The organism is Microterricola gilva (genome assembly GCF_004217495.1).
In the GTDB taxonomy this organism is placed as follows: Bacteria; Actinomycetota; Actinomycetes; order Actinomycetales; family Microbacteriaceae; genus Microterricola; species Microterricola gilva.
Window position 1 is genome coordinate 2,623,277 of record NZ_SHLC01000001.1, and the last position, 16,346, is coordinate 2,639,622.

The window sequence follows — 16,346 nt, forward strand, 5'->3', positions numbered from 1 at the left end:
CGGTCAGGCAGCCGGGCGGAAGTCCAGCACGGCCGCGACGCGGAGGGCCACGGCATCCGGGTCGCTGAACAACTCGAAGCTGTGCACGCGCAGGTAGTGCCAGCCGAGACGCCGCAGCACCTCAGGGCGCAGGCGCAGCGACTCGCGCAGGCTCGAGGAGCCGACGGCCCCATCGGTCTCGACGACGAGCGCACGCCCGCCGTGCGAGGCGGCCAGCGCGAGCTTGTCTCGGTGCCCGAGCTCGACGCGGATGCCCATCTTCGTCAACCGCGATGCGAGGTCGAGCAGCATGGGCTCGCTGTCGTCCGGCAGGTGTTCCTCTGCCTCGCGCGCCTCGGTCTGGCTGAGGATCTGGGCGAGGGCCAGGATGCCATGGCGCTGCCGATCCTCGTCGATGTCCTCGGGGCGGAAGCAGGAGACGATGTCCATCGCACGCCGGGCGCGCGTCATGCCGACGGCGAGCAGGCGGTCGCCTCCCGGCTCCCCGAGTGCACCGAAGTTGGAGAGCAGCCGGCCGTGCGGCGTTCGACCGTAGCCGATCGAGAAGATGACGCGGTCGCGGCTCTGCGCCACCGACTGCTCGAGCGTGAGCACGGTGAACGGCTCTGTACGGTCGCGCAGGATGAAGTCGCTGAGGTCGGTGCGCTTGGCGAATGCGGCGAGCACGGCCTGGTGCACGCGCACCGCGTGACGGTTGCTCGCGGTGATCACCATGAGCGATTCCTTGGGCCGGTTGACGGCGTGATCGAGCACGAGGGCCACGACCTCCGCCACCTCGGCGTCGACGCTCTCGACGGCGCCGGTGTCGGCATCCGGCATGCCGTTGCCGCCCGCGACGTAGTGCAGGGCGAGGCTGCCGTGGCCGAGGAAGCTCCCGGCCCAGGGCAGGGAGTCGATGCGCCCGGCGTAGAAGCGCCGGTTCACCAGCTCGGCGAGGTCTTCGCCGCCCGCGCGATAGCTGCGGGTGAGGGTGAGCGTCGGCAGCAGTTCGCCGAGGCGGGCGAGCGCCGAGTCTGCGTGCAGGGCATCGACGGCGCTGCGGCTCTCGGATGCCTCGTCCTCGCCGTCGACGGAGGGCGTCTGGTCGGCCAGGGCGGCCTCGCTGATGCCAGTCGTGAACGGGGCAGGCGACTGCGTCACCGGGTCGCCGAATGCGACCAGCTGCTTGCCGCGGCGGATCGCGCCGAGGTTCTCTGCGAACGTCGTCGCACCGGCATCCACCAGCAAGACCGTGTCGAAGGCGATGCGGTCGGTGATCTCGGCGACCTCGTACGGTGAGGAGAGCCAGACCGGGGCGAGCACGCGCGACAGGTGAGGAGCCGCGTCGTTGAGCGCGGCAGGCGTTGCACGCTCGGAGCGGAGGACGCGCTTGAGCGTCTCGGCCTCCTCCGGCCAGTCGACGACGCCGATCTTCCACGTCTCGGCGAGCAGCCAGGCCAGCTGGGCGCCAGAAGCTCCCGCGTGAGCCTCGTCGACGAGGCGGAAGTCGGACTCCAGACGGTCGAGCACGTGCGTGTTCGCGTTCAGCAGGGCCTTGTCGCTGCCGAGCATCGACTCGAGCACCGACTGCCACCAGGCGAGCTCCAGCTCGGCGGCGACGGCGGCTTCAGGCACGTGGCGCTGCGAGAGGTCCATCAGCAGGGGGTCGAGGGCGAGGTCACGCAGCTGGGCGAGGATCGCGGTGCGCTCCTGCAGATTCGCGAGCACCTCAGAGTCGGCGGCGAGTCCGCTGAGCGCAGTCACCAGCTCCCGGATCGGACGCGCTGCAAGCTGCCTGGTCGTGCCGGCGACGCCGAGCGGGGCGTCGAGCTTGGCGAGGTCTTCGGCGACGCGGGTGTACGCAACGTGCACATCGGCGATGCCGACGGGCACCTCGGGGGTGGAGCCGGCCACGACGTAGCGCTGCCACAGCGTGCGCTGCTGCTGGATGCGCTTGAGTGCGTCGTTCATGTCGGTGACGTGCACGCCGGGGCGCAGGTATTCGAGGGCGAGCTTGCGGAGGCGGCGGCGATTGGAGCCCGACATCTCTGGCGAATCGCGGCGGGCGGATGTCGCGGCGATCAGCTCGGTGAGCGAGCGGTCGAACACAGCCGGCTGGAACTTGTCGAGGCTCTCGCGCATGTCGAGCAGCAGGCGAAGGTAGATGCCGAGCTCGGCCACCGACTCGAACGGGCGTAGCCGGGTCTGGGCGATGAGGGCGTTGGCCCGGTCGAGCAGGCGCGGTAGCTCGACCTTGTCGAGCTGCTTGGCGAGCTCGTGGGTGGCTGTCGCCTCCGCCGTGGAGCTGAAGGAGGCGCCGTACCAGGGTGAGTCGCCAGGACCGTAGCGGAACTCGCCGAGCGCCGCGGCCTTGATCAGAGCCTCTGCCGCCGCGGAGCGGTCGTGCGCGAGTGCCTCGAGCGAGACGCGGTCGAGGCGGGCCGTCGTCGACGGCGGCGTCGGCAGCAGGGCGAGCCTGGCAAGCTCGCCGAGCGCGTCGAGCACCGAGACGCCGAGCGCCGGATCTTTGCGGCCGAGGGCTCCGCGGTAGTCGAGCAGCACCTTGCGCAGGCGCACCAGCGCATCGTCGACCTCGCCGACGCTCGGCTGGGTCGCCTTCTCGTTGCGGGTGATCGACTGGATGACGTCGCGCCGCAGCGTGCGGCAGGTGACGGCGAGCCCGTTCAGCCCGACCTGGCCGAGCCGGTGGGCGATGCCGTCGAGCGTTGAGCGGCGGGCGCTGACGACGAGCACGCGCTTGTGCTGGCTGACGAGCGAGCCGATCGCGTTCACGATCGTCTGGGTTCCACCCGTGCCTGGCAGCGTCTTGACGACGAGCGAGTTGCCTGCTGCGATCTGCGCGACAACGTTCTCCTGCTCGGAGTCGGCGTCGAGCAGCAGGGTGTCCGTGGCCGGCGGCCTGGCATCCTGACTGGGCGAGACCACCGGGTTGTACGCACTGGCGATGCTGGCGCGGGCACCCGGGTTGCCCGCGATCGCGTCGATGACGGGGTGCTCGAGCACGGCGGCATCCGCCGACATCGTGCTGCCCACCTCGGCGAAGGAGGAGACGACCAGGCGCGGCATCACGTTGAACCAGGGCAGGTGGGAGGTGAGGCCGCGCAGGCGGTCGATCACCGGTTGCGGCTTGAACGCGCCGTTGCTCAGGGCGAGGGCGACGAACGCCTCGGCGTCGAGCGAGATCTGGAACTGCTCCTGCAGCGCCCTGGCGAGTGCCGGGTTGAGGTACGGCTGACCCTTGAGCTTGAGCTCGTAGTCACGCCCGTAGCGGCGGATCGCGAGCGGGCGCAGCAGCAGCGGGGCGAGGAACTCCTGATCGCCGTAGCGCCACTGGGCCAGGCCGATGGCGAGGTGCACCGATTCGAGCCCGCGCATCGAGCGCAGCTCGATACCCTTCTGGGTGATGACGCCGGCGGCGAGGCGGGCGTTGCGGAGGGCCAGCTCGTCACGGATCAGGCTGGAGAGCATCGTGGTCTTGCCGGTGATGAACTGCGGCAGCCCACCGGGGTGCGTGACGCTCAGCTCGATGCGGGTGCGCGTGTTGTCGTCGAAGTGGAGCAGCGGCGAGCGCCCACCCAGCTGGGTGAGCTCGGTGCGCCAGCGCTCCCACTCGCTCTCGGCGATGTTGCCGGCGACCAGGCTCGGATCGCCGAGGCTCAGCGTGTGCGGTGAGGTCATGTTGGCAGAGGCAGCCGACGACGGCACCTCCGTACCGTCGCTGTCAAACTCCGACAGAATGTCATCGTCGTCCGTCTTCTTATCCACTCGCCACACACGCACACCCTAATTCGCGTGGGGGGCAATACTGCGCACGTGGGCGGAGTTTCGCTCGAATAGCTCGGAATGAGCATTCTCCCAGCCGGGCTGGATACCCTTGGGGTATCCAAGAGCAAGGAGTCGTGTGGGCGAGCAGCAAGACAATCGGTCGCGTTCGGAGCAGCCGGTTTCAGATCAACAGGGTTCGGAACAGCAGGATTCACAGAAGCGTGCGGTGACGGTGATCGTCGGTGGCGTTGCAGGCGGGATGTCGGCGGCCACCAGGCTGCGGCGGCTCGATGAGCAGCGCGAGATCGTCGTCTTCGAACGCGGCGAGCACGTCTCCTTCGCCAACTGCGGCCTCCCGTACCACGTCTCCGGCACCATCGCCTCGCGAGACGCCCTGCTCTTGCAGAGCCCGGAGGGCCTCGCGAAGCGCTTCCGGCTCGACGTGCGCGTGCGCACCGAGGTGGTCGCGATCGACCGTGCCGCCCGCACCGTGACGGCGCGCGACCTCGTCACCGGCGAGCTCAGCTCCCAGCCGTACGACACCCTCGTGCTCTCCCCCGGGGCGAGCCCACGCGGCTCCGCCGCGCTCGCCGGCGACTTCCGGGTGCACACGCTGCGCGACGTCTCCGACCTCGACCGCATCATGGCGAGCCTCGCCATCACCGTTGACGACGCCCCGCTCCGCGAAGCCGTCGTGCTCGGCGGCGGATACATCGGCGTTGAGCTGGCCGAGAACCTGCTGGCCCGCGGGCTGAGCGTCACGCTCGTGCAGCGCGGGGCACAGCTGTTGCCCGCACTGGACGCCGAGATGGCGGCGCCGTTCGCCGAGCACATGGTGGATGCCGGCATCCGCCTGCGCCTCGGCGCCGAGGTGGTCGGCACCACGGCCGTCGGCGCGAGCGCCGACCCCACCGATGACGTCCTGCTGCTCAGCGACGGCAGCACGCTCCCGGCCGATCTGATCTTCTCCGCCATCGGCGTTCAGCCGTCGAGTGCCATCGCCGCCGAGGCCGGCCTCGCCATCGGCCCGAACGGCGGGATCCTCGTCGACGCGATGCACCGGAGCTCCGATCCGGCGATCTTCGCCGTCGGGGACGCAGCGGAGAAGGCGGACGCCGTCAGCGGCGAGCCCCGCCTGCTCCCGCTCGCCGGGCCCGCCAACCGGCACGGCCGCGCCGTCGCCGACACGATCGCCGGGGCGCCCGACAGCGGCTCTCCGTCCCCGCGGGCGCTCGGCACGGCGATCGTCGGTTTCCGCGGTCTGGCCGCCGCCAGCGTCGGCTGGAACGAGCGCGCACTGCGCAGCCGCGGTCGTGCTGTGCGCGTTCTGCACAGCCACCCGCTCTCGCACGCGGGCTACTACCCCGGTGCCGAGATGCTCTCGCTCAAGCTGCTGGTCGACCCGGAGACGGATCTGATCCTCGGAGCCCAGGCCGTCGGCCGGGACGGCGTCGACAAGCGCATCGACGTGATCGCGACGGCTATGAGCGCCGGCCTGACGGCATCCGCCCTCGCCGATCTCGAACTCGCCTACGCGCCGCAATTCGGTTCGGCCAAAGACCCGATCAACCTGCTCGGATACCTCAACAGCAATCGGGCGGCCGGCCACGACCGCACGCTGCAGTGGCACGAGCTGGACGAGGCGGTCGCCGCTGGGGCATTCCTGCTCGACGTGCGCGCCCCTGGTCAGCTTGCAGAGGGCCTCATCCCCGGTGCGACCCACATCCCGGTCGAGCAGTTGCGCGATCGCCACCACGAACTGCCGAACGGCCCGATCGTCGTGCACTGCCGCGTGGGGCAGGGCGCGCACACGGCGGCGCGCCTGCTCGGCAATCTCGGCCACGACGTCGTCAACCTCGACGGCGGCTACCTCACTTGGCGCGACGCGCAGCGGGCAGCCGCCCTCGCAAGCCCATCCCCCACCCCCGACGCAGCAGTCCTCACCGAAACAGAAGGCGCCATCCGATGATCGAAATCCAGCCAACAGAACTCGCCGCCATCGACGGAGCCGTCATCCTCGATGTGCGCGAGGAGTACGAGTTCGAGCAGCTGCACGTGCCGAGCGCGCGCAGCATCCCGATCAGCCAGTTCATCGAGCGTTTCGACGAGGTGCCGGCCGACGAGACGCTCTATGTGATCTGCGCGGTCGGCGGCCGCAGCGCCCAGGTCAGCCAGTACCTCGAGCAGCGCGGCTACGACGCGGTCAACGTCGCAGGCGGAACGATCGCGTGGGCCGAGGCCGGCCTGCCGACCGTCAGCGGGGCCCAGGAATGAGCACCGTCGACAGCGATGTCGTCGCCGACAGTGCGACGGTCAGCGACGCACAGCGCCGCATTCTCAACCGCCTCAAGCGTGCCCGCGGCCAGCTGAACGCGGTCATCGAGTCCGTCGAGAGCGGGGCGGACTGCCGCACGGTCGTCGGCCAGCTCTCGGCGGTGACCGGCGCGCTCGACAAAGCCGGATTCGCGATCATCTCGTCCGCGATGCGCGATTGCGTCGCAGCCGAACCGGATGCCGCGGCATCCGCGTCAGACCCCGATGCCGAGCCGGGCTCCGGCCCGCTCACCGTCGCCGAGCTGGAGAAGCTCTTCCTCAGCCTCGCCTGAGCACCAGGGCCCAGATAAGCAGAACCCCCGCCAGACTCCTCCGTGCGGCAGAATCATCACAAGCAGAAAGTAGAGCCAATGGCCACCATCGACATCACCGAAGCGACCTTCGACCAGACGATCACCGAGAACGGCATCGTCTTCGTCGACTTCTGGGCAGACTGGTGCGGCCCCTGCCGCCAGTTCGCCCCCGTCTACTCCGCGACCTCCGAGAAGCACCCCGATGTGGTCTTCGCCAAGGTCGACACCGACGCCAACCAGGGCCTCGCCGCTGCCGCGAACATCACGTCGATCCCGACGCTGATGGCCTTCCGCGACAAGGTGCTCGTGTTCTCGCAGCCCGGCGCACTGCCGGCCGCCGCGTTCGCCGAACTCGTCGACGCCGTCAAGGGCATCGACATGGCGGCCGTGCACGCCGAGATCGCGGCCCAGGACGCCGCAGCGGTCGACTCCGCCGAGTAGAACGCGCAGAATGGGACGATGCGCCTCCCACTCGTTGAACTGCACCTGCACATTGAGGGAACCCTCGAGCCCGAACTGATCTTCGAGCTCGCCGAGCGCAACGGGGTGGACCTGCCGTGGGGCTCGCTCGAGGAGCTGCGGGCGCAGTACGCATTCAGCGACCTGCAGTCGTTCCTGGACCTGTACTACGCGAACCTCGAGGTGCTGCGCACCCGCGCCGACTTCGCCACGCTCACCACGCGCTACCTGGAGCGGGCCGCGGCGGCCGGTGTGCGGCACGCCGAGGTCTTCGTCGATGTGCAGGCGCACACCAGCCGGGGCATCGAGCTCGGTGAGGTGCTCGGCGGCGTGCACGACGCGCTGCAGGCCGGCGAGCGCACCGTCGGCATCAGCAGCAAGCTGCTCGTCTCCTTCCTGCGCGACCGGCCGCCCGCCGAGGCACTCGCGGTGCTCCAGCAGGTGCTCGCCGGCCCGATCCCGGTCGACGGCATCGGCCTCGACTCGGCCGAGGTCGGCTACCCGCCCGAGCTGTTCGCCGAGGTGTACGCGCTCGGTACGGCCAACGGCCTGCGCCTCGTCGCGCACGCCGGCGAGGAAGGTCCGCCTGCGTACGTCTGGACGGCGCTGGACATGCTCGGCGTCGAACGGGTCGACCACGGCATCCGCAGCCTCGAAGACGACGCCCTCGTGCGCCGCCTGGTCGACGAGCGGATGCCGCTGACCGTCTGCCCGCTCTCCAACGTGCGCTTGCGCGTCGTCGACACCATCGCCGATCACCCGCTGCCGCAGATGCTGGAGCTCGGCCTGCTGGTCACCGTCAACTCCGACGACCCTGCCTACTTCGGCGGCTACATCGACGACAACCTGGCCGCGCTGCAGGAGGCGTTCGCGCTCGGCGCCGCCGACCGCGCCGTGCTCGCCCGTAACGGTGTCGAGGCGTCCTTCCTCGATGAGGCAGGCAAGGCAGCCCTGTACGCCGAGATCGACGCCTGGCTGGAGGCCCAGCCGTAACCACCAGAGCCAGTTGCGCCGGGAGCCGGTTGCGCTCGGAGCCGGTCGGGCCTAGAGCCAGTTGCGCTTCTTGAACACGAGGTAGAGGCCGAAGCCCATCGCCACCATCAGCCCGACCGCGAACGGGTATCCCCCGACCCAGTGCAGCTCGGGCATGACGTCGAAGTTCATCCCGTAGACGCTGGCGATGAGCGTCGGGGCAAAGAGGATCGCGGCCCAACTGGAGATCTTCTTGACCTCCTCACTCTGGGCGATGCTGGTCTCGGAGAGGTGGCGCATCTCCTCGTTCTGGCGCTGCCCGACGACCGTCAGGTGCACGGTGAGCGCGTCCTGCAGCAGCTGGCGGTAGCTGGCGACTCGGTCGCCGATCGGGATGACGTGGTCGAGCACATCGCGCAGGTGCCGCTGCAACTCGAGGTCGACGCTGTACTTGTCGAAGCCGGCCTGCAGCGACTCGATCATCTCCCGCAGCGGGGCGGTGCCGCGCTGGAACGCGATCACCTCGCGGGAGAGCCCGAAGATGCGCCGCGAGACGTCGATCGAGTCGCTGAACAGCTCGTCCTCGATCTCGTCGATGTCGTTCTCGAGGCCGGCGACCACGGGCGCGTACTCGTCGACCACCTGGTCGAGCACTGCATAGAGCACGGCCTCAGGGCCGAGGCGCAGCAGTTCGGGCGCGGCTTCGAGCCGGTGTCGCACCGCGGCGAGGTTCGGTGATTCCGCGTGCCTGATCGTGATGACGAAGTCGGGACCGACGAACATGTGCAGTTCACCGAATTCGACTTCCTCCTCCTCGTCGAGGTAGCGGGCGGGCCGCAGCACGACGAAGAGGCAATTGCCGTAACGCTCGAGCTTGGCGCGCTGGTGCCCGTTCAGGGCGTCCGCGACCGCGAGGTGGTGCAGATCGAACTCGGCGGCCACCGCCTCGATCTCGCTCGTCGTCGGCCGGTACAGACCGATCCACGCGAAGCCGCCGGTCTCCCGCATCGCCTCGAAGGTGTCCTCGAGGCTGTCCGGAACCCGCGCCCGCTTGCCGTCGACGTAGATGGCGTTGTCGATGAGTGCCATGGACGGTCTCCTTCACGGGGTTCGCGCGCGGCATCCGTCGCCTCATGAGCGGATGCCGGCAGCCCACAGACTACCCGGCAACGCCGCGCCGCCCGCGACGCGGCGCTATTCGGAGTTTGCCTTCGCGCAGGTTGTCTCACCGGCGGTCTGCCCGCTGAGCCCCTCCAGCACGGGCGGCGCGACGGGTGTCGGGCTCTCGCTGCCCTCTGCCGGGGCCGGCGCATCCGTACCGGCTGCCGGCGGCTCAGCAGGCGGCGCGGCACCGCCATCCTCGACGCCATTGCCGGTCGAGCCGTCCGGCAGCAGAAAGGGCTGGTCGTTCTGGACCATGGCCAGCAGCTGGTCTGCCAACTCCTGGTTGGGCTCGACCTTGCCGGAGAACTCGGTGGAGTCGACGACGGGATACTGCACGAAGACGATCTTCTCGAGCGGGATGTCCTTCAGGCTCAGCGCCAGCGAGATCATCGTGGCTGGGTTCGCCAGCGAGGTCGAGAAGCGCATGTTCTCCGCGGCGACGTGGGCGAGACCGTAGAGCTTCACCGGGTCACTCAGCGTCTGGTCGCTGCGCACCGTGCGCAGCAGCGACGACAGAAAAGCCTGCTGGTTCGAGATGCGGGAGAGGTCGCTGCCGTCGCCGACGCCGTATCTGGCGCGCAGATAGGCCAGCGCCGTCGCGCCGGAGATGACACTCTCGCCAGCGGGCAGATTCAGGCCGGATTCTGCGTCTTCGATCGGTTCGACCAGGCAGACCGGGACGCCGCCGACGGCGTTGCTCAGCGCGATCACGCCGTTGAACGAGACGACAGCGGCGTAGTCGACGGGGAGACCGGTCAGGTTGGTCACGGTGTTCACAACACAGCCGAGGCCGCCGCGCTCGTATGCGTCGTTCAACGGCTGCGCGAGCATGGCGCCGAACACCTCGCCGGTCTCGGGGTCCGTACATTCCGGGTGCGAGATCACGAGGTCGCGCGGCAGGCTCATCGCCACGGCGCTCTGGTGGTCGTCGGAGACGTGCAGCAGGATGTTGACGTCGTTGAGCGTGGCATCGCGCTCACCGAACTCCGCCCCCTGGTTGGCGTCGTTGTCTGTGCCGACGATCAGCAGATTGAAGCCGCCCTCGATCGCCCCGAATGCCGGGGGCTCCGGCGGCGGCGTTCCGTCCGGGCCGGTGATGTCGATCGCGTTCGAGCTCACGGTGCCGACAGTGGAGAGCACGGCGTAGCCGGCCACGGCGGTCGTTGACACGAGGAGCACGGCCAGGGCGGCGCCGGCGAAGGTCAGCAGTGCACGCGCCCCGCTGTGCCGGGGAAGTCGGCCGTGACGCACCGCGGTGACCTGAGCTGGCGCGCCCGATGATCCCCGCGTCTCGGTGGTATCAGCCACTGATTGCTCCCCTTCACCGCGCAACATTGCATCCGTGCCCCCGACATTACAGTTTCAGCCGGCATTCGCGATGGGAGATCTCTGAACGCCGGATGTGAGCACATCGCCTAGGGTCGAATGGACACATCATGCCCACAAGGCAGACCAGACAGAACGGAACCCCATGACGACTCCTCGCGTTGCGCTCAGCGCAGCCGCCCTCGAATCCCTCAGCGCCGACGTTCTGGTGCTCGGAGCTGTCTCGGGTTCCGACGGCCCGGTGCTGCTCGGTGACGCTCCCGCCGTCGAGGAGATCACCGCGCAGTTCGCCACCCTCGGCTTCGGCGGCAAGGCGGACGAGCTGCTGCGCCTCCCCACCGAGGACCCGTCCTTCGGGAGCGTGGCCATCATCGGTCTGGGCGCGGATGCCGGCACCGACGCCGTGCGCAACGCGGCGGCATCCGCCGTGCGCCAGCTCGCCGGCGCCGAGTCGCTTGTGCTCGACTTCGGCATCAACAGTGAGGCGGACACCGTCGCGGCCTACGAGGGCGCGACCCTCGGTGCCTACGCATTCACCGTGTTCCGCGGCAAGACGAGGGCCGCGCAGAAGGAGACCCCGAGCTCGGTGACGATCGTCAGCCCGGCCGCCGTTGCCGATGCCGCTCTCGCCAGGGTCGACGTGATGGCGGATGCCGTCACCCTCGTCAAGGACCTGACCAACACGCCAGGCGCCGAGCTGTACCCGGCGACCTTCGCGACCGCGGCCGAGCACGCCGCAGCCGAGTTGCCCGTCACCGTCGAGGTGTGGGATGAGGCCAGGCTTTCCGAGGAGGGCTGCGGCGGCATCCTCGGTGTCGGCCAGGGCTCCTCCCGCCTGCCGCGCCTGATCAAGGTGAGCTACGCGCCGGAGGGGGCCGAGAAGCACGTCGCCTTCGTCGGCAAGGGCATCACATTCGACACCGGCGGAAACTCGATGAAGCCAGCCGACTTCATGCTCACCATGCACCACGACATGGCCGGAGCCGCCACCGTGCTCGCCGCGACGATCGCCGCCGCACGCCTGCGGCTGAACGTGCGCGTCACCGCTTGGCTCTGCGTGGCCGAAAACCTCGTCTCGAGCACCTCCATCCGCCCGAACGACGTGCTCACCATGCGCGACGGCACCACCGTCGAGGTGCTGAACACGGATGCCGAGGGCCGCCTGGTCATGGCCGACGGCCTCTCGCTCGCCAGCGAGGAGCACCCGGACGCCATCATCGACGTCGCCACCCTCACCGGTGCCGCCATCGTGGCACTCGGCCGCCGCACCGCCGCCGTCATGGGCGACGACGCGCTCGTCGCCCAGGTCGTGGCCGCGGGAACCGCAACCGGAGAGGCGCACTGGCCGATGCCGCTGCCGACGGAGCTGCGCGGCCTGCTCGACTCCCGCTTCGCCGACCTCGCCAACCTCAACCCGAGCGTGCGCGACGGCGGCATGCTGGTGGCTGGCATCTTCCTGCGCGAGTTCGTGGGCAAGACGGCCGACGGCTCCGCCACCATCCCGTGGGCCCACCTCGACATCGCCGGAACCGGCACCAACAACGGTGCGGGCTACGGCGTCACCAGCACGGGCGGAACCGGCTCGTCGGTGCGCACCATGATCACCGTGCTCGAGGGCTTCGCCGCCTAGTCGACGCAGCAGTCCCCCTGGCCTGGGCCGGTGTCGAGCTCGTCTCGACACCGGCCCTGTGTGTTTCGGCTAGGCGATCGCCGCTCGCTCGGCGCCCTGCGCTTCTGTCGCGGCAACGTGCTGCACCGGCGGATACGAGTAACTTTCGTCGAGGATCGCGTCGCCAGGCATGTAGAGCCGCATCACCAGACGGAACGCGGCATCCGGAGCCGGCAGCCAGTTGGCCCGCTCCGTGACGCCGCTCGGCTCCTCCCGCGCGATGGTGATTCGCAGCGCGCCGTCGGCCTCGTAGCGGATGCCGGCCGTTCGATCTCCGATCGAGTAGCGGTCGATGGGGTTGTCCACGAGGTAGTAGCGCGGGATGTCGTAGAGCGTGATCGACCAGAAGGCACCGACAGGCGGCGGCGCGGGAAACTCGATGAGGTACGTGCCATCACCCGTGAGTGGCGCACCGCTCACATCTGTGAACGCCTGCGCGTACACGGCCTCGTAGGCGTGGTTGCCCCACAGCCCGAGTCGGCAGGCGATGGCGCGCTCAATGATCCGCTCGTCCTCGTCCGCGATCTTCCATCGGTCCTCGTTGATCGTGCCGAGGCCGAGCGCGTGGCTGTTGTAGTCGAAGAGGTGCAGCGCGACCATCCAGCCGTTGAAAACAGGAGCGCTCCCGTGCTTGGTCGCCTCCTCGAGCGCCGCGACACAGTCTGCGTAGGCCTCGGCCAGCACAGCGTCGGCGGCCTCCAACACGCCGACGTGGCGCTCTGTCGTGGCGGATTCCGCTGCGGGCGGCGGAAACGCGGCCGACCACAGGCGAGCCTGCTCCCAGAACAGCGAGCCATCGTTCGAGCTGCCGTTCACGGCAGGGAGCCCGGCCAGCGGCGCGTCGGCGTCCGGGGCGGTCAGCGTCAAGGAGTCCTGCAGCACTGTCACCGCCGGGATGTCGTCAGTACCCGTGCACGCGAAGCGTCCGACGATCGAGAGCACGTCGGTTGACGCCTGGATCACGGGCAGCTCGGAGTCGCCAGCCCATCCAGGTGGAGCGATCAGGAAGCTGCCCGCGCGGTTGCCGGTCGCGCGCGTGCCGACATAGGCGATGTTGTTCGTCCAGGCGTCGACGAACTGCAGCACGTAGTAGCGGTCGCCGGTGTCGGGAACGTCCAGGCGAAGCGGCCCGCCGGAGAGATCCAGCTGAGCCATGGAGTACACCGTGTCGTTGTTGATGGTGACGAAGGTGTCCTCCGGGCCGGCGAGTTTCCGAGCGTGGGAGAAGGAGTTGAATGGCGCGGCGGGGTTGGACCCGACGCCCGTCGATACATAGCGCTCCACTTGACGCAGGTTCTCGACAAGCGGGTAGTAGTAGATGTAGGCGGCGAGCGTGGCGTCGTCAGTCACAGGTGGGTCCCCTCAGATTGCGTTTCCCCGACGCTATCCGGAGCCCACCCGCTTGAACAAGACCCCGAGCAGCCGGCGCAGGCCAGGATCCCCGGCATCCGCCTCTGTGCTAACGCGGCAACACGGTGAGAACCCGCACGATGTGGTCGCGGAACTCGCTCATGTAATTGCCGAGGAACTGGGCCGTGCCTTCCTGCAGCACCTCACCGTCCTCGGCGAAGATCTCGGGCGAGTAGTGGATGTACGCCTCCGGCGCCGTCATCTGGCGCGCATTGCAGAAGCTCAGCACGCCGCGGAGGCTCTGCTGGGCGACCGCGGTTCCGATGGCACCGATCGAGGCGCCGATCACCGCCGCCGGGATGTGGTCGAAGGAGTTCTGCCCCCACGGGCGCGAGGCCCAATCGATGGCGTTCTTCAGCGCGCCGGGAATCGACCGGTTGTACTCCGGCGTGATGAAGAGGATGGCGTCGGAATTGCCGATCGCCTCCTTGAGCGCGACCGCCTCCGGCGGGTAGTCGCCGTCGTAGTCGGGGCTGTACAGCGGCAGCTCCCTGATCGGGATCTCCGTGAACTCCAGCTCCTTCGGCGCCACCCGGATGAGAGACCGTGACAGCACCCTGTTCACGGATTTCGACGACAGGCTTCCCACGAAATACCCGACTTTGTACGTGGCCATGACCGCTCCTCAGCTCGACTGAACAGCCCCTCCGGCACGGCATGCCGCACCACCGGGGGCGAGACAGTGCCATCGTACGCTCGGCCCCCTGCCCCCTCAACGCACCGCGGCAAGTCGGATGCCGCGGAATTCACCCGGTCTGAGTGATGCCGCGATGCGGCAGCGCGCGGAGGCTACACGCGGGGACGATCGAGATGTCTGGAGGAACGCGCATGGACCAGAGCGATGCGGCAGGGATCGAACCACCGCCGACGACGCAACCGATCGATATGAGCTGGCTGCTCAAGCCGCCGGGTTCGGGCTCCGAACCGCAGCAACACGAGAGCCGGACGTAGCGCCACGCTCGATCAGGCTCGTGTTGCGGCGGCGCCGGCTGGCTATCCGGCCGCCCGACCGTTCTCGTCTGCCGTGCGCGGGAGGATGACGAGGAGGTCCTGAAGGGCACGCAACCCCGACTCGAAGTCCCGATTCTCTGGGTTGCGCATCCAACTGAGGCGGATCCCGTCGATGAGGTACCGCAGCAGTTGGATGACCCTGTCGGGGTTCTCGAACTCGCGTTCAACCGCAGGGCGGACGAGTTCGAGGTTGCGCTCATTGCGCGTGGCGAACCAGTCGTGGGCTGGATGCTGCGGGTCGAGCGCTTCGACCTCCAGCGCGTCGAACCTGCTCATCTCCTCCGCGCGGTCCGAGTAGTACCGGGTGGCGGCGTCGATGAAGTCGGTGAACTGCGGCGAGGGGCTCGTGCCGTCCTGAATCGCCGCGAGGTCGATCTCGTCACGGTGGGCGAGGACGGCCTCAAGCAGGGTGTGCATGTCTGGAAAGTAGTGCATGAGCCCCGGCGCGCTCATTTCGCACCGCCTCGCCACCTCCCGGAGGCTGAGATCCCGATAGCCCTTCTCCAGGATCAGGGCGTGCGCGACCTCGATGATCTCCGCGCGTCGCGCTTCCGGTGAGAGTCGTCTGGCCACGGAACTCCTTCATCGGGATGAATTGCTTTCCCGTCACATTACACATACGATCCCCTTATCTTACAGCCGTTAGATAAGAGAGGGCCTTCAATGGCGAACCCCATCACCGATGCCGACATCTCGGCATCCACCGTCCCGTCCACCGCTCCGCCGGAGAAGCTGACGCCGCAGCTCCGGCGCTTCTTCAGCTTCATCGTCCCGGTCAACATCGCGATCTACCTCGTCATCGGCGCGGTCCCCGGCGTGCTGCTCCCGCTGCAGGTGCAGGGCATCGACGAGGCGAACAAGGCGGCCAACCTGGCCATCATCACCGGAATCGGCGCCGTCGCCGCCATGATCGTGAGCCCCATCGCCGGCCTCATCTCCGACCGCACCCGAAGCCGCTTCGGTCGACGCGCGCCGTGGATGCTCGGCGGTGCCATCGCCACGGGACTCGCGCTCGTCGGTATGGGCTTCGCGAACGGTGTCGTTCAGCTCGTCATCGCGTGGACGATCGTGCAGATCACCCTCAACCTCGTGATCAGCCCGCTCACCGCGCTGCTCCCCGACCGCGTCCCCACCGCGGTGCGTGGCCTGTTCGCCACGCTCTCCGGCATCGGAATGATGGTCGGCGCGCTCGGCGGCCAGGTCCTCGGCGCCGCGTTCGCCCAGAACATCCAGGCCGCATACCTGGTGCTCCCCGGCATCATGATCGTGGTCATCACCCTGTTCGTGATCTTGAGCCCCGATGCCTCCTCGAAGGACCGGATCAACGAGCCGTTCTCACTCGTCGTGTTCCTCAAGACCTTCTGGGTGAGCCCCCGCAGGCACCCGGACTTCTTCTGGGGCTTTCTCAGCCGCCTGTTCCTCTTCACCGGCTACTTCACCGTGACCGGCTACCAGCTCTACATCCTGCAGGACTACATCGGCCTGGGCGACGACGCGATCGGGCTCGTGCCGGTGCTCGGCGTCGTCAGCCTGATCGGCATCGTCATCTCGACGGCCTTCTCCGGACCGCTCTCCGACCGGATCCGCCGGCGCAAGCCCTTCGTCATGGGCGCCTCGATCGTCATGGCCATCGCCATGTTGCTTCCGCTCGCGATGCCGAGCGTTCTCGGCATGATCGTCTTCACCGCGCTCTGCGGCCTCGGCTTCGGCGCCTACATGGCCGTCGACAGCGCCCTCATGTCGGAGGTTCTGCCATCAGAGGGCACCTTCGCCAAGGATCTCGGCGTGTTGAACATCGCCGCAACACTCCCCCAGACCATCGGCCCGTTCCTCAGCGGCGCCATCGTCGTCGCCTTCGGGTACCCGGCCCTCTTCCCCGTCGGGCTCGTGCTCGCCGTGCTGGGCGCCCTCGTCGTCATCCCCATCAAGTCCGTCCGTTAGAA

14 protein-coding genes are annotated in these 16,346 nt (G+C 68.7%); 8 read left to right on the forward strand and 6 right to left on the reverse strand.

What is annotated here, in order from left to right:
• Positions 1-3: 3 nt before the first annotated feature.
• A complete protein-coding gene (locus tag EV379_RS12210) occupies positions 4-3,678 on the reverse strand; it encodes an ATP-binding protein (protein ID WP_130506373.1) in 3,675 nt (1,224 codons plus the stop codon).
• A gap of 313 nt (positions 3,679-3,991) precedes the next feature.
• On the opposite strand from EV379_RS12210, the gene EV379_RS12215 reads away from it, so the two are divergent.
• From EV379_RS12215 to EV379_RS12235, 5 genes are all read left to right on the forward strand, one after another.
• The gene (locus tag EV379_RS12215) at positions 3,992-5,734 is read left to right on the forward strand and encodes an FAD-dependent oxidoreductase (RefSeq protein WP_278044034.1); all 1,743 of its coding nucleotides are present in this window, start codon (positions 3,992-3,994) and stop codon (positions 5,732-5,734) included.
• On the forward strand, positions 5,731-6,039 hold the full coding sequence (locus EV379_RS12220) for a rhodanese-like domain-containing protein (protein WP_130506374.1): 309 nt from the start codon (positions 5,731-5,733) through the stop codon (positions 6,037-6,039). Before EV379_RS12215 ends, EV379_RS12220 begins: the two co-directional genes overlap by 4 nt.
• Positions 6,036-6,371, forward strand: a complete 336-nt coding sequence (locus tag EV379_RS12225) for a metal-sensitive transcriptional regulator (protein ID WP_130506375.1) — start codon at positions 6,036-6,038, stop codon at positions 6,369-6,371. The genes EV379_RS12220 and EV379_RS12225 overlap by 4 nt, the downstream gene beginning before the upstream one ends.
• Positions 6,372-6,449: 78 nt before the next feature.
• Positions 6,450-6,833, forward strand: coding sequence for a thioredoxin family protein (locus EV379_RS12230; protein WP_130506376.1), 384 nt, complete (start codon positions 6,450-6,452; stop codon positions 6,831-6,833).
• A gap of 18 nt (positions 6,834-6,851) precedes the next feature.
• Complete coding sequence (locus tag EV379_RS12235; protein WP_130506377.1) at positions 6,852-7,844, forward strand: adenosine deaminase; 993 nt, start codon at positions 6,852-6,854, stop codon at positions 7,842-7,844.
• A 51-nt stretch (positions 7,845-7,895) separates the two neighbouring features.
• Here EV379_RS12235 and EV379_RS12240 read toward each other — a convergent pair whose 3' ends face one another.
• Positions 7,896-8,912, reverse strand: a complete 1,017-nt coding sequence (locus EV379_RS12240; RefSeq protein ID WP_130506378.1) for a magnesium and cobalt transport protein CorA — start codon at positions 8,910-8,912, stop codon at positions 7,896-7,898.
• 105 nt (positions 8,913-9,017) lie between these two features.
• Complete coding sequence (locus EV379_RS12245) at positions 9,018-10,295, reverse strand: LCP family protein (RefSeq protein WP_242616358.1); 1,278 nt, start codon at positions 10,293-10,295, stop codon at positions 9,018-9,020.
• A 163-nt stretch (positions 10,296-10,458) separates the two neighbouring features.
• Between EV379_RS12245 and EV379_RS12250 the strand changes: the two genes are divergently transcribed.
• On the forward strand, positions 10,459-11,943 hold the full coding sequence (locus tag EV379_RS12250; RefSeq protein WP_130506380.1) for a leucyl aminopeptidase: 1,485 nt from the start codon (positions 10,459-10,461) through the stop codon (positions 11,941-11,943).
• A gap of 69 nt (positions 11,944-12,012) precedes the next feature.
• Here the strand turns inward: EV379_RS12250 and EV379_RS12255 are convergent, their stop codons facing one another.
• Positions 12,013-13,332 carry a DUF1254 domain-containing protein gene (locus EV379_RS12255; protein WP_130506381.1) on the reverse strand — a complete coding sequence of 440 codons (1,320 nt, stop codon included), beginning with the start codon at positions 13,330-13,332 and terminating at the stop codon, positions 12,013-12,015.
• A 109-nt stretch (positions 13,333-13,441) separates the two neighbouring features.
• A complete protein-coding gene (locus EV379_RS12260) occupies positions 13,442-14,008 on the reverse strand; it encodes an NADPH-dependent FMN reductase (RefSeq protein ID WP_130506382.1) in 567 nt (188 codons plus the stop codon).
• Positions 14,009-14,220: 212 nt separating this feature from the next.
• On the opposite strand from EV379_RS12260, the gene EV379_RS17515 reads away from it, so the two are divergent.
• Positions 14,221-14,343, forward strand: a complete 123-nt coding sequence (locus EV379_RS17515) for a hypothetical protein (RefSeq protein WP_278044035.1) — start codon at positions 14,221-14,223, stop codon at positions 14,341-14,343.
• A 42-nt stretch (positions 14,344-14,385) separates the two neighbouring features.
• Here the strand turns inward: EV379_RS17515 and EV379_RS12265 are convergent, their stop codons facing one another.
• Positions 14,386-14,976: a TetR/AcrR family transcriptional regulator gene (locus EV379_RS12265; RefSeq protein WP_130506383.1), complete on the reverse strand. Its 591-nt coding sequence runs from the start codon at positions 14,974-14,976 to the stop codon at positions 14,386-14,388.
• A 90-nt stretch (positions 14,977-15,066) separates the two neighbouring features.
• On the opposite strand from EV379_RS12265, the gene EV379_RS12270 reads away from it, so the two are divergent.
• Positions 15,067-16,344: an MFS transporter gene (locus EV379_RS12270; RefSeq protein ID WP_130506384.1), complete on the forward strand. Its 1,278-nt coding sequence runs from the start codon at positions 15,067-15,069 to the stop codon at positions 16,342-16,344.
• Positions 16,345-16,346: the final 2 nt, after the last annotated feature.